The 17,020-nt window shown below is 46.4% G+C and carries 15 protein-coding genes; 8 read left to right on the top strand and 7 right to left on the bottom strand.

The window, feature by feature from the left end:
- Window positions 1-187 precede the first annotated feature (187 nt).
- Both AB5903_RS19735 and AB5903_RS19740 read left to right on the top strand, forming a co-directional pair.
- Window positions 188-622 carry a DUF6078 family protein gene (locus tag AB5903_RS19735; protein WP_005654145.1) on the top strand — a complete coding sequence of 145 codons (435 nt, stop codon included), beginning with the start codon at window positions 188-190 and terminating at the stop codon, window positions 620-622.
- A 295-nt stretch (window positions 623-917) separates the two neighbouring features.
- Window positions 918-1,370, top strand: coding sequence for a hypothetical protein (locus tag AB5903_RS19740; RefSeq protein ID WP_005654148.1), 453 nt, complete (start codon window positions 918-920; stop codon window positions 1,368-1,370).
- Here the strand turns inward: AB5903_RS19740 and AB5903_RS19745 are convergent.
- Window positions 1,348-1,869, bottom strand: a complete 522-nt coding sequence (locus tag AB5903_RS19745; RefSeq protein WP_005654150.1) for an FHA domain-containing protein — start codon at window positions 1,867-1,869, stop codon at window positions 1,348-1,350. The genes AB5903_RS19740 and AB5903_RS19745 overlap by 23 nt on opposite strands.
- A 46-nt stretch (window positions 1,870-1,915) precedes the next feature.
- Window positions 1,916-2,998 carry an SPOR domain-containing protein gene (locus AB5903_RS19750; RefSeq protein ID WP_005654152.1) on the bottom strand — a complete coding sequence of 361 codons (1,083 nt, stop codon included), beginning with the start codon at window positions 2,996-2,998 and terminating at the stop codon, window positions 1,916-1,918.
- Between the two features lie 244 nt (window positions 2,999-3,242).
- On the opposite strand from AB5903_RS19750, the gene AB5903_RS19755 reads away from it, so the two are divergent.
- From AB5903_RS19755 to AB5903_RS19770, 4 genes are read left to right on the top strand one after another with little or no spacing between them, the layout of a single operon-like run.
- On the top strand, window positions 3,243-4,676 hold the full coding sequence (locus AB5903_RS19755; protein WP_034536201.1) for a capsule assembly Wzi family protein: 1,434 nt from the start codon (window positions 3,243-3,245) through the stop codon (window positions 4,674-4,676).
- 4 nt (window positions 4,677-4,680) lie between these two features.
- Window positions 4,681-5,229 (top strand): dTDP-4-dehydrorhamnose 3,5-epimerase, encoded by a 549-nt coding sequence (gene rfbC / locus AB5903_RS19760; protein ID WP_005654157.1) that lies wholly within the window; start codon window positions 4,681-4,683, stop codon window positions 5,227-5,229.
- Between the two features lie 3 nt (window positions 5,230-5,232).
- A complete protein-coding gene (locus AB5903_RS19765) occupies window positions 5,233-6,546 on the top strand; it encodes a UDP-glucose/GDP-mannose dehydrogenase family protein (RefSeq protein ID WP_016662614.1) in 1,314 nt (437 codons plus the stop codon).
- Between the two features lie 15 nt (window positions 6,547-6,561).
- Complete coding sequence (locus AB5903_RS19770) at window positions 6,562-7,350, top strand: DUF4738 domain-containing protein (protein WP_272710768.1); 789 nt, start codon at window positions 6,562-6,564, stop codon at window positions 7,348-7,350.
- Between the two features lie 15 nt (window positions 7,351-7,365).
- Here the strand turns inward: AB5903_RS19770 and AB5903_RS19775 are convergent, their stop codons facing one another.
- Window positions 7,366-8,658, bottom strand: a complete 1,293-nt coding sequence (locus AB5903_RS19775; RefSeq protein ID WP_022104359.1) for a DEAD/DEAH box helicase — start codon at window positions 8,656-8,658, stop codon at window positions 7,366-7,368.
- A gap of 129 nt (window positions 8,659-8,787) precedes the next feature.
- Window positions 8,788-10,017 (bottom strand): phosphoserine phosphatase SerB, encoded by a 1,230-nt coding sequence (gene serB, locus AB5903_RS19780; protein ID WP_005654165.1) that lies wholly within the window; start codon window positions 10,015-10,017, stop codon window positions 8,788-8,790.
- Window positions 10,018-10,293: 276 nt separating this feature from the next.
- Between serB and AB5903_RS19785 the strand changes: the two genes are divergently transcribed.
- Complete coding sequence (locus AB5903_RS19785; RefSeq protein WP_005654168.1) at window positions 10,294-10,797, top strand: thioredoxin family protein; 504 nt, start codon at window positions 10,294-10,296, stop codon at window positions 10,795-10,797.
- 232 nt (window positions 10,798-11,029) lie between these two features.
- Here the strand turns inward: AB5903_RS19785 and AB5903_RS19790 are convergent, their stop codons facing one another.
- The 3 genes from AB5903_RS19790 to lon are packed head-to-tail and all read right to left on the bottom strand — an operon-like array spanning window position 11,030 to window position 15,776.
- A complete protein-coding gene (locus AB5903_RS19790) occupies window positions 11,030-12,172 on the bottom strand; it encodes an LptF/LptG family permease (RefSeq protein WP_005654169.1) in 1,143 nt (380 codons plus the stop codon).
- The gene (tgt, locus tag AB5903_RS19795; protein ID WP_005654171.1) at window positions 12,169-13,299 is read right to left on the bottom strand and encodes a tRNA guanosine(34) transglycosylase Tgt; all 1,131 of its coding nucleotides are present in this window, start codon (window positions 13,297-13,299) and stop codon (window positions 12,169-12,171) included. The genes AB5903_RS19790 and tgt overlap by 4 nt, the downstream gene beginning before the upstream one ends.
- Before the next feature lie 5 nt (window positions 13,300-13,304).
- A complete protein-coding gene (gene lon, locus AB5903_RS19800) occupies window positions 13,305-15,776 on the bottom strand; it encodes an endopeptidase La (protein ID WP_005654173.1) in 2,472 nt (823 codons plus the stop codon).
- A 170-nt stretch (window positions 15,777-15,946) separates the two neighbouring features.
- Here lon and AB5903_RS19805 point away from each other — a divergent pair, with 170 nt between their 5' ends.
- Window positions 15,947-16,657: a tRNA1(Val) (adenine(37)-N6)-methyltransferase gene (locus AB5903_RS19805; RefSeq protein WP_005654175.1), complete on the top strand. Its 711-nt coding sequence runs from the start codon at window positions 15,947-15,949 to the stop codon at window positions 16,655-16,657.
- Window positions 16,658-17,020: the final 363 nt, after the last annotated feature.

The following is a 17,020-nucleotide window of genomic DNA, read 5'->3' on the forward strand; positions in this document are numbered from 1 at the left end:
ATAACAAAGCCCCAGCTTGTGAAAGTCGGGGCTTTGTACGTAAAATAATGAAGGTGTGCATTTTGACACACCTTCTTGTTTTTTTATGCCCGACCTACCCAATAAAACAGCCGTTATATGGTGCCGGTCGGATTTTTTCGCGTATCTTTACCGGATAAAGCGATATTCATCAAAATTCTGATAACTAATGGAAAACAACTCCGACTTAAACAATCAAGCAGCCCAATACACATTGTGCTTCAACACCCGATGCCCGAAAGCCGAAAACTGCCTGCGGCACAGTATGACACAATACACCACGGCGCAAAACATCCGGCTGTCCGTCATCAACCCCCTCTGCTATCCGGCAGCAGGGAAGGAGTGCCCGCACTTCCGCAGCAACAAGAAAATACGGGTGGCATGGGGCTTCAAGAAGCTTTACGATGATATGCCCGCACGCATCTCCCGTGCCATTCACCTCAATCTGGAAGCCATATTCAACCATTCGCCCTATTACCGGTATCGCAACCAGAAGCTGGGACTTACTCCGAAGCAGCAGGAGTGCATCCGCCAGGTATGCCGGAAGCATGGCTGGAAAGAGGAGATACAGTTCGATCGGTACACCGAGGAATACGACTGGTAAGCACACTGTCGGTATTCCACCGCAGGGTAGCCGGCATTCCACCACAGGATACCTCAACTACCGGCAGGTGGTACAGGGAATACCAACCGTTGGTAGCTCTTGTACCACGCAGTGGTACGCGCCGTACCTTAGTAAGGTACTTCTCGTACCAAACTGTGGTATGGACAGTACCAAGCAAAGAAATTTATTGGTACATGCATACAACTGACCGCCAGCAAGGTACACAATATGAATTTACGAACATATTTTCACTATCTTTGTTCCCTGTATCAGCAGGATTATACAAAACGGAAACATGAAATACGGAGTAAACAGAAAAGTATTGCTTATAACCGCCGGAGTGGTATGGATTATAGCCGGGGCCAATATCTTCAGGATAGGAATAATGACATGGCTGACAGATTCCCAATACTGGCTTTTCAAGATAGGAGAGGCCACAGTCGTGTTCCTTCTCTTCTTTTTGTTTGTTTTCAAAAGGCTTTATTACAAGCACACCAAACGTATCGGAGAAAAGAAGAAAGAGAAGAACTGCCCTTTTTCTTTCTTTGACGTAAAAGGCTGGATTGTAATGGTCTTCATGATAACGTTCGGCGTCACGATGCGCTCGTTCCATATATTGCCGGACGCATTTATTTCGGTGTTCTATACCGGGCTGTCGCTTGCGCTCATCTTCACCGGAGTATTGTTTATACGCTATTGGTGGATAAACCGGAAAGGCAATCTCTTTACTCCGCCGCCCGAAGAATAAAAGTGGTGGCGCCGATGGTTACAATGGCTCCGTCTTCAATGCGGATACGGTCTTTGTCACCCAGAATTTCATTGTTCAGGAAAGTGCCCGTCAGGCTGGGGGCGTCGCGCAGGGTATAGATAAGGTTGCCTTGCTTGTTGCGCTTCACATTGATAATGCAGTGCGTACGGTCCATGCTCATGTCCGAGGTTTCTATCGGGACATTGACAACCGTCCCTACGCAGCGGCGGCCGATTTTATTGTCTCCCTCCTGTAGCGGCAGCACTTGCTTGAATCCGAAAACATTCTCAATGACCGTAATGCTTCCGAAGGCTTCCTTGTATTCGGTTTCGTCCGGATTCTCCTCTTTCTGCGGAGCTTTCATCTTTGTCTTGCCCAAACGTATGCTGAACTGCTTCTTACAGTTCTCGCAGACAAATACCAGGGACTGGCCTTCCGTATATTTTGTTTCGTCGAAAGTCAGATAGTTCTCACATTTGGGGCAACGGATACGTTTCATTGAATTGTCGGAATAGTTGATGGTTAATAATTGACTGTGAAGAAAATTATCTTTTCAGAACCCAGGCACTCTTGTATGCTTCATTCTGGCGAATCAGGTTCAAGGCGCGGTATGCCTCTTTTTCCGTGGCACAGGACTGAATGCTGACGCGCATCTTGCCGTCGCCGATAATCGCTTTAGCTCCTGCATAACCTTTGGCAACCAACTGCTGTGCCATGGTGTCGGCGTCTTTTTCAGAACCCACGCTGGCTATGATAATATGATAAGGTGTCTTTACGGCTTGAACGGCAGGAGCGGCAACTGTGGGCGCTGCTTTAGGCTGAGCCGCAATTGTTGCAGTCTGCTGACGGACTTTTACTTCTTTTACGGCAACGGGAGCAACCGGTTTCTTGCCGGCGCTACGGGTGGTTTTCGCCTTCTTACCCGTCTCCTGCTGATGGATGACAATCGGAGTGATGGCCAATGACTGCTTTTCTATCTGCCCGAACAAATCACCGGGCAGCAGCCGCGCATAGTTGGCTTCCATCACTTCGGTGTTTTCTACGGGTGCGGGAAGAAAAAAGAACAGAGCCGCAACGGCAATCATGGCAACGGCATTCGCCAGATAAGAAGTGTTGATTCGCATCCCATACTTACGCTTCTTTTCTTCCCGGACAACCGGTGCGAAAGGAATAGTCTTGCTTCCGTTCCGGCAGGGCTTGTGCAAGACTGCCAGTTCCTGCATTTCAAAACTGCCAAGCCCGTATAAGTAAGGAGTGGTAAGCTTATCATCGTAAGGTGTGAAATCGTAGGAATCATGAATGTTATAGCGCAATTCGCCGATATTGGGCAAATCCGCTTTTCCATTCTCATGAAGAAGAGCCAGCAGTTCTTTCACCGATTTGCCTACAATCCTGGTGGCATCGGAAAAATCCGTATCATACACAGCCATGTAGGATTGTACCAACAGCCCGTCGTTCATCTTCAGTTGCGGATTGAAGCCGATGATGCGGGTAGGGGGCAAAAACGTATTTTCTTCCGCCACTCTCATTGCCGGAGTGTAGTGAGCGACAAATCCGCCCAACCCCGGAACAATGACACAATCATTCTCCAATAATAATGCTTCTATGTGCTGTGCTAATTCAATCATGCTACAAAAGTAGCGGTTTTATCGGATATATGCCACTTTCGGGCTGCTTTTCTTACTAAGAATTTATAAACACGGCAAACTTTGGAAACTCCTTTATCGCCCATGACCGATATATTAGATTTTTTTCCTACTTTTGCACCGTTTTCTACGTTTCTCTTTAATCAGGACTATAAACTATATTATATATTCGATAATGAACACAGATAACTGTCAGCACTTAACCAAATACAGACTATTTGCCGTAATGCGTATTCCTATCTGTTTGTTGGCCATTATTCTTGCAGGTAGCGGTATGGCAACGGCACAGGTTTCGCCTTTTGTGGAATACGGAGCCACCGTGCACACGGGCGACAATACTCCTTTGTGGCAAGTGAGCAACCAACAGGGGCTCGGTTCTATTTACGACAATACGTATATACGGGGCGGACTGGGCTACAAACACCGGCTCGGCAAGTGGAAGTTCGAAGAAAAGCTGGACATGGTAGCAGCCGTGGGCATGAACTTCAAGGGCGATAAAGACATTTTTATCCAGCAGGCCTATATAGATGCACGTTACAAGTGGCTGGGAATTTTTGCCGGAAGCCGCGAGAAAGGCGCTCCATTGCTGAATAACGCTTTGAGTAGCGGCGACATGACATGGTCGGGCAACGCGAGGCCGATTCCGCAAATAATGATAGGCATCCCCGAATACTTGTATGTCCTTCCGCGTTTCGCCATTAAAGGTGAAATCTCTTACGGATGGTTCACCGATAACAACTACCAGGAACGGAAGGTAGGAGCTGGGCATTGGTACACAAAAGACATCAAATATCATCATAAAGAAGGATTTGTCCGCGTCGGCGTGCCCAACGGGAAATGGCAGCTCGACATCGGCATGACGCTCGATACGCAATTCGGCGGAACACTGGTGAATGCGGACGGCAGCATGGTAAATCTGGGCAATACGCTGAAAGATTATTTCAGAGTATTTATCCCCGGCTCCGGCGGTGAAGACAAACCCTGGAACGACAGTAACTTCTATCAGGGCAACTTCCTGGGCAGCGAACAGATAAAGCTGACCCACCGTTCCGATAAATTCTCTATCAGCGCATACCTGTGCAATCATTTCGACGACTTCTCCGCTATGGGCAAGCAGAACGGTTGGGACGGATTGTGGGGACTTGAAATGAACTTCAACAACTTCAAGCCCGTCAATGCGGTTGTGTTCGAGTTCCTGCAGACCACCAATATGAGCGGTCCGCTGCACGGCTTGCACGAACCCGAAGAAGGCCCCGTACACAAGACCGGCGGTTCCGACAACTATTACAACAACGGCCTTTACCCCGGCTGGGCGCATTGGGGCATGATGATAGCCAATCCTCTGATTGCTTCGCCTATCTATAACCAGGACGGTGACATGACGTTCAAGTACAACCGCATAAAAGCGCTGCACATCGGCTGGAGCGGACAAATAACTTCCGAATGGAGCTACATAGCCAAAATGAGCCACAACAGAACATGGGGTACTCCCGGTGCTCCCACACTGGATATTCTGGAGAACTTTTCGGCCTATGCCTCGTTCTCTTATTCTCCCGAAAGATGGAAAGGCTGGAATTTCAACGCCTCTCTCGCTTTGGACATGGGAGATATATACGGAGACAACTTCGGATTTCAAATGAAAATACATAAAACATTCTAAAGCAATGAACTACATACAGACAGAAATTGACGGCGTATGGATCATCGAACCGAAAGTGTTCAATGATGCACGCGGCTACTTCATGGAAGCCTTTAAGGAAGAAGAATTCCGTGCCAATATCGGCGATGTACATTTTGTACAGGACAACGAATCAAAATCCTCTTTCGGCGTACTGCGCGGGTTGCATTACCAGAAAGGCGAATACAGCCAGGCGAAACTGGTACGTGTCATAAAAGGTAAAGTTTTGGATGTTGCGGTCGATTTACGCCGTTCTTCTCCTACGTTCGGCAAGTACGTCAGCGTGGAACTGAGCGAAGAGAACAAGCGTCAGTTCTTTATTCCCCGCGGATTTGCCCATGGCTTTCTGGTACTGAGCGAAGAGGCAATCTTTACCTACAAAGTAGATAACGGTTATGCTCCGCAGGCGGAAGCGTCGATTCGCTTCAATGATGAAACCATAGGCATCGACTGGCCGGTTGCGGAATCTCAGTTCATATTATCGGAGAAAGACGGACATGCCGTATCTTTCAAAGATGCGGAATATTTTGAATAAGATATGAAGATAGCCATTGTTGGTACGGGGTACGTCGGTTTGGTAACCGGTACTTGTTTTGCTGAAATAGGTGTCAATGTCATTTGCGTCGACACAAACAGCGAAAAGATAGAAGCATTGAAGCAGGGTATTATCCCAATCTACGAAAACGGATTGGAGGAAATGGTAAACCGGAACGCGAAAGCAGGACGCCTGCAATTCACGACTTCTCTGGAAAGTTGCCTGAACGAAGTGGATGTTATATTCAGCGCCGTGGGTACTCCGCCCGACGAGGATGGCAGTGCAGACCTGAGTTATGTGCTTGAAGTGGCGCGTACCATCGGGCGTAACATGACGAAATATGTATTGGTGGTAACCAAAAGCACCGTGCCCGTAGGCACCGCCGGAAAGGTGCGCATGGCTATCCAGGACGAATTGGATAAGCGGGGAGTACAGATAGACTTCGATGTAGCTTCCAATCCCGAATTTCTGAAAGAAGGAAATGCGGTAGCAGACTTCATGAGCCCCGACCGGGTAGTGGTGGGAGTGGAGTCCGAACGTGCAAAGAAACTGATGAGCAAACTTTACAAACCGTTTCTGCTGAACAACTTCCGCGTTATCTTCATGGATATTCCGTCTGCCGAAATGACCAAATACGCAGCCAACTCCATGCTTGCCACCCGCATCAGCTTCATGAACGACATTGCCAACCTGTGCGAACTGGTGGGAGCCGACGTCAATATGGTACGCAGCGGCATCGGTTCCGATACGCGTATCGGCCGTAAGTTCCTCTATCCGGGCATCGGATATGGCGGTTCGTGCTTCCCGAAAGACGTAAAGGCATTAATCAAGACCGCCGAACAGAACGGTTACCGGATGCGTGTGCTCCAGGCTGTAGAGGAAGTCAATGAAAAGCAGAAAAGCATCTTGTTTGAAAAACTACAACGCCACTTCAACGGCGATTTGCGCGATAAGACAATTGCCTTGTGGGGATTGGCTTTCAAGCCGGAAACAGACGACATGCGCGAGGCGCCTTCGCTGATTCTGATTGACAAGTTGCTGAATGCCGGTTGTAAAGTGCGTGTGTACGATCCGGCTGCCATGACGGAGTGCCGCCGCAGGATAGGCGACAGCGTCTGCTATGCCACCGATATGTACGATGCCGCACTCGATGCGGATGCCTTGATGCTGGTGACGGAATGGAAAGAATTCCGCCTGCCGTCATGGGCCGTTATCAAAAAAGCCATGAGAACCCCGGTGTTACTGGACGGTCGTAATATCTACGAAAAGAAAGAAATAGAAGAACTTGGATTTACCTACCACTGTATAGGTAAATAAAGGAAGGAGATAGACATGAAAAAACTCGTAATAGAGTTGTGCTGCGTCATAGCGTTGGCTGCATGCGGTAATGGTAAAGAGCAAAAAACAGTCGAAGAAGACGCTATGGCCAAGGCTCTGCTTCAGGGTGTCTGGATAAATGATGAAACCGAACTGCCCCTGATGCGTATAGAAGGAGATACCATATACTATGCCGATCCTCAGAATATCCCCGTATCATTCAAGATTATACGAGATACGATGTATGTGTACGGCAATCATACCGTGACTTACAAGATTGACCGACAGACAGAATACAGCTTCTGGTTTCATTCATTGGCGGATGAGATTATAAAACTGCATAAATCGGAAAATCCGGAGGATATACTCGCCTTTGATAACAAGGAAGTGGAAGTCATACCCACCACGGAAGTGGTGAAAAAGGACAGCGTAGTGATGTACAAAGGCACACGCTACCGGGGATATGTGTACGTCAACCCTTCGACAATGAAAGTTATCCGCTCATCCTATTCAGAGGGTGGCATCAGCGTGGACAATGTCTATTATGACAATGTCATACATATTTGCGTGTATGAGGGCAGACGAATGTTGTATGGCAAAGACATTACCAAGAAGGCATTTACCGGCATCTTTCCCGAAGATATTCTGAGCCAGATGATTCTTGCCGATATGAATTTTATGGGAGTTGATAATAAAGGCTACCAATATCAGGCAACCTTACGCGTGCCGGAAAGCTCCGTATATAGTCTGGCAGATATTACCATCGGATTCGATAATCGGATGGACATAAAAAAAGCGGAATAAATTCCGCTTTTTTTATTATTCCTGCTTCTTTGCCTGAGTGGGCTTTTTGCTGCCGTCCCTGCGTTTGTTATTATTTCTGTTGCCGCCTTTGCCGGTTCCGTTGTTCCGGCGTCCGCCGCCTTTAAAGCTGCTGCGTTTGCGTCCGTCATTGGAGCGCGGCTTGTATTCGGGAGCTTCACCCAACTCTTCCGGCACAGGTATCTTATAGATTTCTTTTTCCAGGAAATTCTCTATGCTCTTGAAATTCGTCTGTTCCTTTTCATTGACGAAAGTAAGGGCTACACCGTCATTGTTGGCACGTGCCGTACGTCCGATGCGGTGCACGTAATCTTCACTGTCATGCGGCACATCATAATTGATAACCAGACGGATGTCATCTATATCGATACCGCGCGCCACAATATCGGTGGCAACCAGAATATTGATTCGTCCCGCCTTGAACTCGTACATTACTTCCTCACGCTGCGCCTGCTCAAGGTCGGAGTGCATTTCCCCAACGTTCAGCTTCATTTGCTTCAGGGCTTTGGCCACCTCTTTCACCTTCAACTTGGAAGAAGCGAAGATAATGACACGTTCGGGTGTCTGCTCGGCGAAAAGACTGCGGATGATACCCAATTTCTGGTTCTCATAGCATATATAGGCAGCCTGTACGATTTTCTCGGCAGGTTTGGAAACGGCAAGTTTCACTTCTGCCGGATTATGCAGAATGTTTTGCGCCAACTGTTGTATCTTGGCAGGCATCGTAGCCGAAAACATAATGGTCTGACGCTCCTTAGGCAGGAATTTCACAATCTGCATAATGTCATCATAAAATCCCATATCGAGCATACGGTCTGCTTCATCCAAAATGAAATAGGAAACGCGTGAAAGGTCTACATATCCCAGACTGAGATGAGCTATCAGACGTCCCGGAGTAGCGATTACAACATCCGCTCCCAAAGTCAGTCCTCTTTTTTGCTGCTCGAAAAGCACTCCGTCATTACCGCCGTACACGGCCACGCTGCTCACCGGCATGAAATAGGAGAAACCTTCCATCTGCTGGTCTATCTGCTGAGCCAGTTCCCGTGTAGGGGCCATTACTATACAGTTGATGGAATCTTCGGGATGCCCGCCTTCTGAAAGCTTGTTCAATATAGGTAACAGATAGGCAGCTGTTTTTCCGGTCCCGGTTTGTGCAACAGCTATCAAATCCCGGCCTTCGAGTATAACAGGTATTGATTTTTCTTGTATCGGAGTGCACTCGTCAAAGCGCATTGCGTCCAGTGCTTCAAGCACATTGTCATTTAAATTTAGTTCAGAAAACTTCATGTATTTCTTTATATTTGCTGCAAAGATAATGCAAACCGGGGGCAGAACAAAATAAGCCCGCTTAAAAAACAGGCTCCTATGATAATTAATTATCGCAGGAGCCTGTGAATTTTATCGTACGGACTTATTTTACCGCGGAATATCTATATAGGAATCCTTGAATCCCAAGAAATAAAGCACTCCGTCCAAGCCGATGGTATTAATGGACTGCTTGGCATTTGCCACAACTTTAGGCTTGGCATGAAAAGCGATGCCCAATCCGGCTATCCCCAGCATCGGCAAGTCATTGGCTCCGTCACCTACTGCAATGGTCTGTGCTATATCCACTTTCTCAACCTGCGCTATCAGACGCAGCAGTTCCGCTTTGCGTTTGCCGTCCACCACATCGCCGAGATAACGTCCGGTCAGTTTGCCATTCTCTATTTCCAGTTCATTGGCATATACATAGTCAATGCCGTATTTCTGCTGGAGATAATGCCCGAAGTAAGTGAAACCACCTGAAAGAATAGCTATTTTATAACCATATTTCTTCAGAACATACATCAGTCGGTCGACCCCCTCCGTAATAGGCAGGTTCTCGGCAATCTCCTGCATGACAGACTCGTCCAATCCTTTCAATAATGCCACCCGTTCGCGGAAGCTCTCCGTAAAGTCTATTTCTCCCCGCATGGCACGTTCCGTGATAGCCTTTACCTGCTCGCCGACACCTGCACGAATGGCCAGTTCGTCGATAACTTCGGTCTCTATCAGTGTGGAGTCCATATCAAAACAGATAAGGCGGCGCATACGGCGATACATATTATCCAGTTGGAAAGAGAAATCCATTTCCAGCTCACTGGCCAGCCGCATCAGTTCTTCTTGCATGCCGATACGGTCTTTAGGGGTGCCTCGTACGGAAAATTCAATGCAGGCACGCGTCTTTGTATCACATTCGTCCAACGGAATACGTCCTGTAAGACGTTTGATGGCATCAATGTTCATTCCTTGCTCCGCCAGAATACGGGTCACCGCCGAAATCTGACGGGCAGACAACTTACGTCCGAGCAACGTGAGAATGTAACGGTTCTTGCCCTGCATGCTCACCCAGTCCTCATATTCTTTTGCTGTAATAGGGTAGAAACGGATGGTGACACCCAAGGACGATGCCTTGAAAAGCAGCTCTTTCATGATAAAGCCGGAATGTTGTTCTTCCGTCTTACATAAAATACCTAACGACAGGGTGTTATGGATGTCGGCTTGTCCGATGTCAAGGATAGTTGCATCGTACTTGGCAAGAATTTCTGTAACCGAAGCCGTCAGTCCCGGACGGTCTTCACCTGTTACGCGGATCAGGATAAGTTCTGTACTTAATGGTTTCATAAGTTGTCTATTAATAGGATAACAAGCCACAAAAGTAAGGAAAAATCCCGCCTTTTATGCTAAATAACATAAAAAATTGCACTGAAAAAGTGAGAAAATCGCTTGTTTATTTGGAAGTTTCTTTAAGAATTACTTACCTTTGCACCCGATTTCAGAATTAAAGGCTTTGAGTATCAATGAATTCCTCTCATTGCAAGGTCTGAGAAGATGACATTCCGGGAAGAAATCACTGCCAAAAAGGACAGTCCCGGATAGTATTAACCAAAATCGTGTTACATGAAATATGTAAAATGGATTTTTGTTGTATTACTAATTGGTTCCTTGACTTCTTTTGTAGAAAAAGACAAACCGACCGGCGGTTTGAATGTGGGTGACATAGCCCCGGACTTCAAAATCCAATCTATGTCTGCCGGGCAACCGTTAGCCGAACTTTCGGACATGAAAGGCAAATATGTGTTGCTTAGCTTTTGGGCAAGTTATGACGCGCACTCCCGGATGCAAAACGCGAGTTTGAGCAATGTGCTTCGTTCCGCTTCCCGCAATGAAAATGTAGAAATGGTTTCCGTCTCATTCGATGAGTATCAGTCTATCTTTAAGGAAACCGTTCGTAAGGACCAAATAGTTACGCCCACCTGTTTCGTGGAAACTAAAGGCGAGTCCTCCGGCTTATTCAAGAAATATCGCTTAGGTCGCGGATTTACTAACTATTTACTGGATGAAAATGGTGTGATTATTGCCAAAAACATCTCTGCTGCAGAGCTTTCGGCTTACTTGAATTAAGCGCTTCAATGCACAGCATGGCAATGAAGGGATTAAAGAACCTGTAAGAAGAAAGTGGGGATTCTTCCGACAAAGGCGGTCTGTCCGCCTGAAAAGAAAGAAGAACAAAACAAAAGAGGAAATGAATACAACAAAAAAGCCGTCCCGCACTTGTGGAAACACAAGAGCGGGACGGCTTCTTATTTTTTACACTATTCTGTGGTATGCTTTGACAACAGCTTTCTACAGTTGCCTACTTCGGCGCTTTCTTATACAAATAGAATGCTATGAATGCATAAAGCAGGTTCGGTATCCATACCGCTATGACGGGCGGCACATTACCATTCACTGCAAATGTAGAGGCAATCGTCTGGAACAGGATATACGAGAAACTTAATCCCAAACCTATGCCCAAGTGCAATCCCATGCCGCCTTTTGTCTTTTTCGAAGAAAGAGATACGCCAATCAGCGTCAGGATAAACGAGGCAAAAGACATGGCTATGCGTTTATGATATTCTATCTCGAACTCCTTGATATTGGCAAAACCGCGTTGCCGTTGCCGGTCTATGTACTCGCTCAACTGAGGGCTGGTGAGCATTTCCTGCTGGTTTTTCATTATGAGGAAGTCGGCAGGTTCCATAAAGAGAATGGTATCCAGCCGCTCTCCTTTAACGATGCTTTCGCGCATACCGTCCATTTCACGGATCATGTAGTCCTTCACCTTCCATTTGTGGACGGCTGCTGTATCGTAAGTAATGCTGCGTGCGGTAAGATGGGACACTAACTGTTTGTCCTTAAACTTATCGAGCGAAAAGCGGTAACCCGTTTTGCTGTAATCCTCAAAGCGCTCTATATAGGCAATGACTCCCGAATCGACCTCCAACTGAATATTGCGGGCTGTGGTGGACTTGCGGGGCTTATAGTATTTATCCTCAAAATTAAGTCGCGTAACACTGCCTTTAGGAATGACATACGAACCGAGACAGAACGTAGTGATTGCGATAATAGCCGCTGACACCATATAAGGACGCAGCATGCGCTTAAAACTCATTCCCGTAGAGAACATTGCGATAATCTCCGAGTTCTCCGCAAGTTTGGAAGTAAAGAAGATTACTGCGATGAAGACAAACAGCGGACTGAACAGATTGGCAAAGTAGGGGATGAAGTTCATGTAGTAATCGAAGATAATGGCTTGCCATGGCGCTTCATGAGACATGAAGCGGTCCATTTTTTCATTAAAGTCGAATACTACGGCGATAGAAATAATCAGGGCTATGGCAAACACGTATGTTCCCAGGAACTTCTTGATGATGTACCAGTCCAACCGCTTGAGGAACTTATTTTTCCCGACAGGCAGCTTGATGTCTTTCAGCATCTTCCAGTCAATCTTTCTCATAATCTTGTCGATACACGTTGTACCATCATCGGTTTCCATGTAGAGAAATCACCGGCAATAATATGCTTGCGGGCTTCACCGGCAAGCCAAAGGTAAAATGCCAGATTGTGAATGGAAGCAATCTGCATGGCCAGCAACTCCTGTGCATGGAAGAGGTGGCGCAGATAGGCCTTACTATATAATGTATCTACGTAAGATGCACCGTCTGCCTCAATAGGAGAGAAGTCGGTTTCCCATTTCTTGTTACGCATGTTGATGATACCGTCTTTTGTAAACAGCATACCGTTGCGTCCGTTACGTGTAGGCATTACGCAGTCGAACATGTCAACTCCGCGTTCGATGCCTTCCAGAATGTTCACAGGTGTACCTACACCCATCAGATAACGAGGCTTGTCCTTCGGCAGTATCTCATTCACCAGCTCTATCATTTCGTACATCTTCTCCGTAGGTTCGCCCACAGCCAAACCGCCGATGGCATTGCCCTCGGCTCCTTTGGAGGCTATGAACTCGGCCGAGCGCTTGCGAAGGTCGGGATAAACACACCCCTGCACGATAGGGAAAAGAGCCTGATGATAGCCGTATTTGGGTTCCGTTTCATTGAACCGCGTGATACAACGGTCCAGCCAACGATGCGTCATTTCCATGGACTTCTTGGCATAGGCATACTCTGCATCACCCGGAGTACACTCGTCAAAAGCCATCATGATGTCTGCCCCGATGGTACGTTCAATATCCATTACCCTTTCCGGAGTGAAAATGTGTTTGCTTCCGTCGATGTGCGAACGGAACTCAGCACCTTCTTCACGCAACTTGCGGATACCTGCCAAGGAAAAGACCTGAAAACCGCCGCTATCGGTCAGCATCGGACGGTCGAAGTCGTTGAACTTGTGCAATCCGCCGGCTTTTTCAATAACATCCAATCCGGGACGCAAATAAAGATGATAGGTATTACCTAATATTATCTGCGCCTTTATATCTTCTTTCAACTCTGTCAAATGCACGCCTTTTACGGTTCCCAACGTACCTACCGGCATAAAGATAGGCGTTTCAATCTGTCCGTGGTCGGTGGTAATCAAACCTGCACGGGCATTTGTCTTGCTGTCTGTATACTGTAACTCAAATGTCATTCTTCTTACTTTTCTATCTTTTCTTTTTTAACGGACAAGTCAATGGCATCAGCTACCTTTTCATCAGTCAGCGCAATGGCAAACACTTCTTTTACGTCTTTCACATAGTGGAAAGTCAGTCCTTTCAGATAAATTTCCTGTATCTCTTCAATGTTCTTACGATTCTCGTCGCTGAGGATAATCTCCTTGATACCGGCACGTTTGGCAGCCAGAATCTTTTCCTTGATACCACCTACGGGAAGAACTTTTCCGCGCAGCGTGATTTCGCCTGTCATGGCAAGATTGGCCTTTACTTTTCTCTGCGTAAGTGCGGATGCCAGCGAAGTAGCCATTGTTATACCTGCCGACGGGCCATCTTTGGGGATAGCTCCTTCGGGAACATGAACATGGATATTCCAATTGTCGAAAATCTCTTCATCAAGATTCAGCAGCGAAGCATGAGACTTGATATACTCCAATGCCAGCATAGCCGATTCTTTCATTACATCACCCAGGTTTCCGGTCAGTGTCAAGCGACCGCCTTTACCGCGGCTGAGACTGGTTTCGACAAACAGAATCTCACCGCCGACAGCAGTCCATGCCAAGCCCGTAACTACACCGGCATATTCATTGCCTTGATATTTGTCGCGTGTATATTCGGGAGCACCCAGGAATTCGTACAAATCGCCCGGCTTGATTTCTGTTTTTGCGAAATAGCCGTCCGTGGCATATTGGCGAGCCGATTTGCGAAGAATTTTTCCAATCTTCTTTTCCAATTCACGTACACCGCTTTCACGGGTATAAGACTCGATGATTGCTTCCAACGTATTCTTTGGAATCTTGATATCGCTCTTCTTCATACCGTTTGCTTCCAGCTCTTTCGGAACCAAGTGGCGACGGGCAATTTCTATCTTTTCTTCGGTTATGTAGCCGCTTACTTCAATCAACTCCATACGGTCGAGCAACGGCCCCGGAATTGTGTTCAGATTATTGGCGGTAGCAATGAACATCACCTTCGACAAGTCATAATCCACATCCAGGAAGTTGTCGTGGAACGTAGTATTCTGTTCCGGATCAAGCACTTCGAGCAGAGCGGAAGAAGGGTCGCCCTGACGGTCGGCACTCACCTTGTCTATCTCGTCCAATATAAATACGGGATTGGAAGAACCGGCTTTAACCAGACTCTTGATAATACGTCCGGGCATTGCTCCGATATACGTCTTGCGGTGTCCGCGTACTTCCGCTTCATCATGTACGCCACCCAAGGACATACGGATATACTTCCGCTTCAAAGCAGCCGCTATAGAGCGCCCCAAAGAGGTCTTACCCACACCCGGAGGACCATACAGACAGATGATAGGCGACTTCATATCTCCTTTCAGCTTCAATACGGCAAGGTGCTCCAATATACGCTCTTTTACCTTCTCCAAGCCGTAATGGTCTTTATTCAACGTCTTCTCTGCATTAGTCAGGTTCAGATTATCCGTTGTATAAACGCCCCACGGCAAACTCATCATAGTCTGCAAGTAGTTCAGTTGCACACTGTAATCGGGCGATTGCGGATGCATGCGCTCCAACTTATCCACTTCTTTCAGGAATGTACTTTTTACTTCTTCATTCCATTTTATGGTTTCAGCTTTTTTGCGCATTTCTTCCAGCTCCTGCTCCTGGCTGCCACCACCCAATTCATCCTGAATGGTTTTAATCTGCTGTTGCAGGAAATATTCGCGCTGTTGCTGGTCTATATCCTCGCGGGCGCGCATTTGGATAGACTCCTTGATCTCGGCAAGCTGCACTTCCCGATTCAAAATCTCAAGCAAACGATAAGTGCGGGCACGCAATGCGTCAATACGCAGCAACTCTATCTTTTCATCCTTCTTCAAAGGCAGATTGGTACAGATAAAATCTACCAAAAACATCGGGTTATTAATGTTTTTGATGGCAAATGCAGAGTCTTGCGGAAACATTTCCGAGGATTTTATGTAACGCACGGTCAAATCCTTACATGCTTCTACCAATGCCTGAAATTCCTTGTCATCTTTAGCAGGTATCTCTTCATTGAGGGTAGTTACACGCCCTTTCAAATAAGGAGCCACTTCCATTATTTCTTTCAACTCAATGCGTTTGGAACCTTGCAGAATAACAGTCGTTGTCTGATCCGGCATTTCCAATACACGGACAATCTTGGCAACCGTACCGATTGTATGCAAGTCCTCAAGTACAGGCTCCTCCGTATCAGCGGCTTTCTGACACACTACAGCTATATATGAACTTTTCTTTTCTGCCTCACGCACCAATTTTAAGGAAGACTTTCTTCCAACGGATACCGGCATAAACACACCCGGAAACAAAACCATGTTCCGAAGAGGCAATACCGGAAGGATTTCATCAACCTCAATATCCATCAATTGTTCTTCATTCCCCTCAAAATCAGCAATTACAGAAAATGCATTTTCATTCCTATCTTCGATATCACTAAAGTAATTTCTTTTCTTCATTTCATTCTTTTTAGTTTATGTCATATTGGCAGGCCAATAAGGCGCTTGCAAAGTTAGCTATTTCTTCTGTATAAACGGGTGTCCTTTCTTTAAAAAGACAAAAACGATGCCAAAATTGCCGTTATTTTGTCGGCTTTGATTATTTTTGAGTCCGATTAACAAAGACAAATATGCCGAATCCTTATTTTCAGTTCAAACAATTTACCGTCCGACACGACAAATGTGCCATGAAGGTAGGTACAGACGGGGTGTTATTAGGAGCGTGGGCTCCGGTTCAAGATGTTAAACGGATTCTTGATGTAGGAGCGGGTAGTGGCTTAATATCCTTACAATTAGCACAGCGTAATCCGGAAGCGGTAATTACCTCTGTCGAGATAGATCCGGCAGCGGCGGCACAAGCCCAAGAGAATATTCAATCGTCCCCCTGGAGCAATCGGATGGAAGTTGTATGCTGCGACTTCCGCAAGTATCACCCGGAAGATAAATTCGACCTGATCGTTTCCAACCCGCCTTATTTTGTTGACGCCCTGAGATGCCCTGACAATCAGCGCTGCATGGCACGGCACACGAGTGAGCTGAACTATGAACTTCTTTTTGGGCATTCGGCGCACTTATTATCGGAACAGGGAGTTATAAGCATTATCATTCCGGCCGAAGTTGAAAGAACAGTGATTGATACGGCCTGGAAATATAATTTTCATCCACATCGCCGTTTGCATGTTTTTACCAAACCCGGAAAACCTTGCCGGCGCGTGTTGCTGACTTTCGGCCGGCAAAGCATATCATGTATTGAGGACAGTCTTTACATAGAAGGAGAGAAACACGAACAATTTACCCCGGAGTACATTGCGCTGACCAAAGACTTTTATTTAAAGATGTAATGTTCTTGATAACTCATAAAGAATAAAGAAAGTCTCTATGGATAGTAGGAAAATGTATTGCCAACAAATAGTCCGGCTACTATTCTTAATTCGTTAAACAGTTATTGCCCTTGCGTCAGACATCTGTTATCTTTGCGTTAGACGGCTGTTTAACGAAAGGGCAACAGATGTCTGACGAATTATTATTTGCAGTCAAAGGCAGTAATAAATGCGAAATAAGGTCTAATGGATTATTGTAACCCGTCATAATTTATACATAACAACAAGAACCCCTTAGGGTAAAACATGGGTCAATGTAAAAACCTGAGGGGTAATATTTGTAAAAATCCTATCTTTGCATAAAACTAACTCAGAAATCTTATG

Source organism: Bacteroides sp. 2201st1_D9_2201SCRN_220225, assembly GCF_040928965.1.
Classification (GTDB): Bacteria; Bacteroidota; Bacteroidia; order Bacteroidales; family Bacteroidaceae; genus Bacteroides; species Bacteroides stercoris.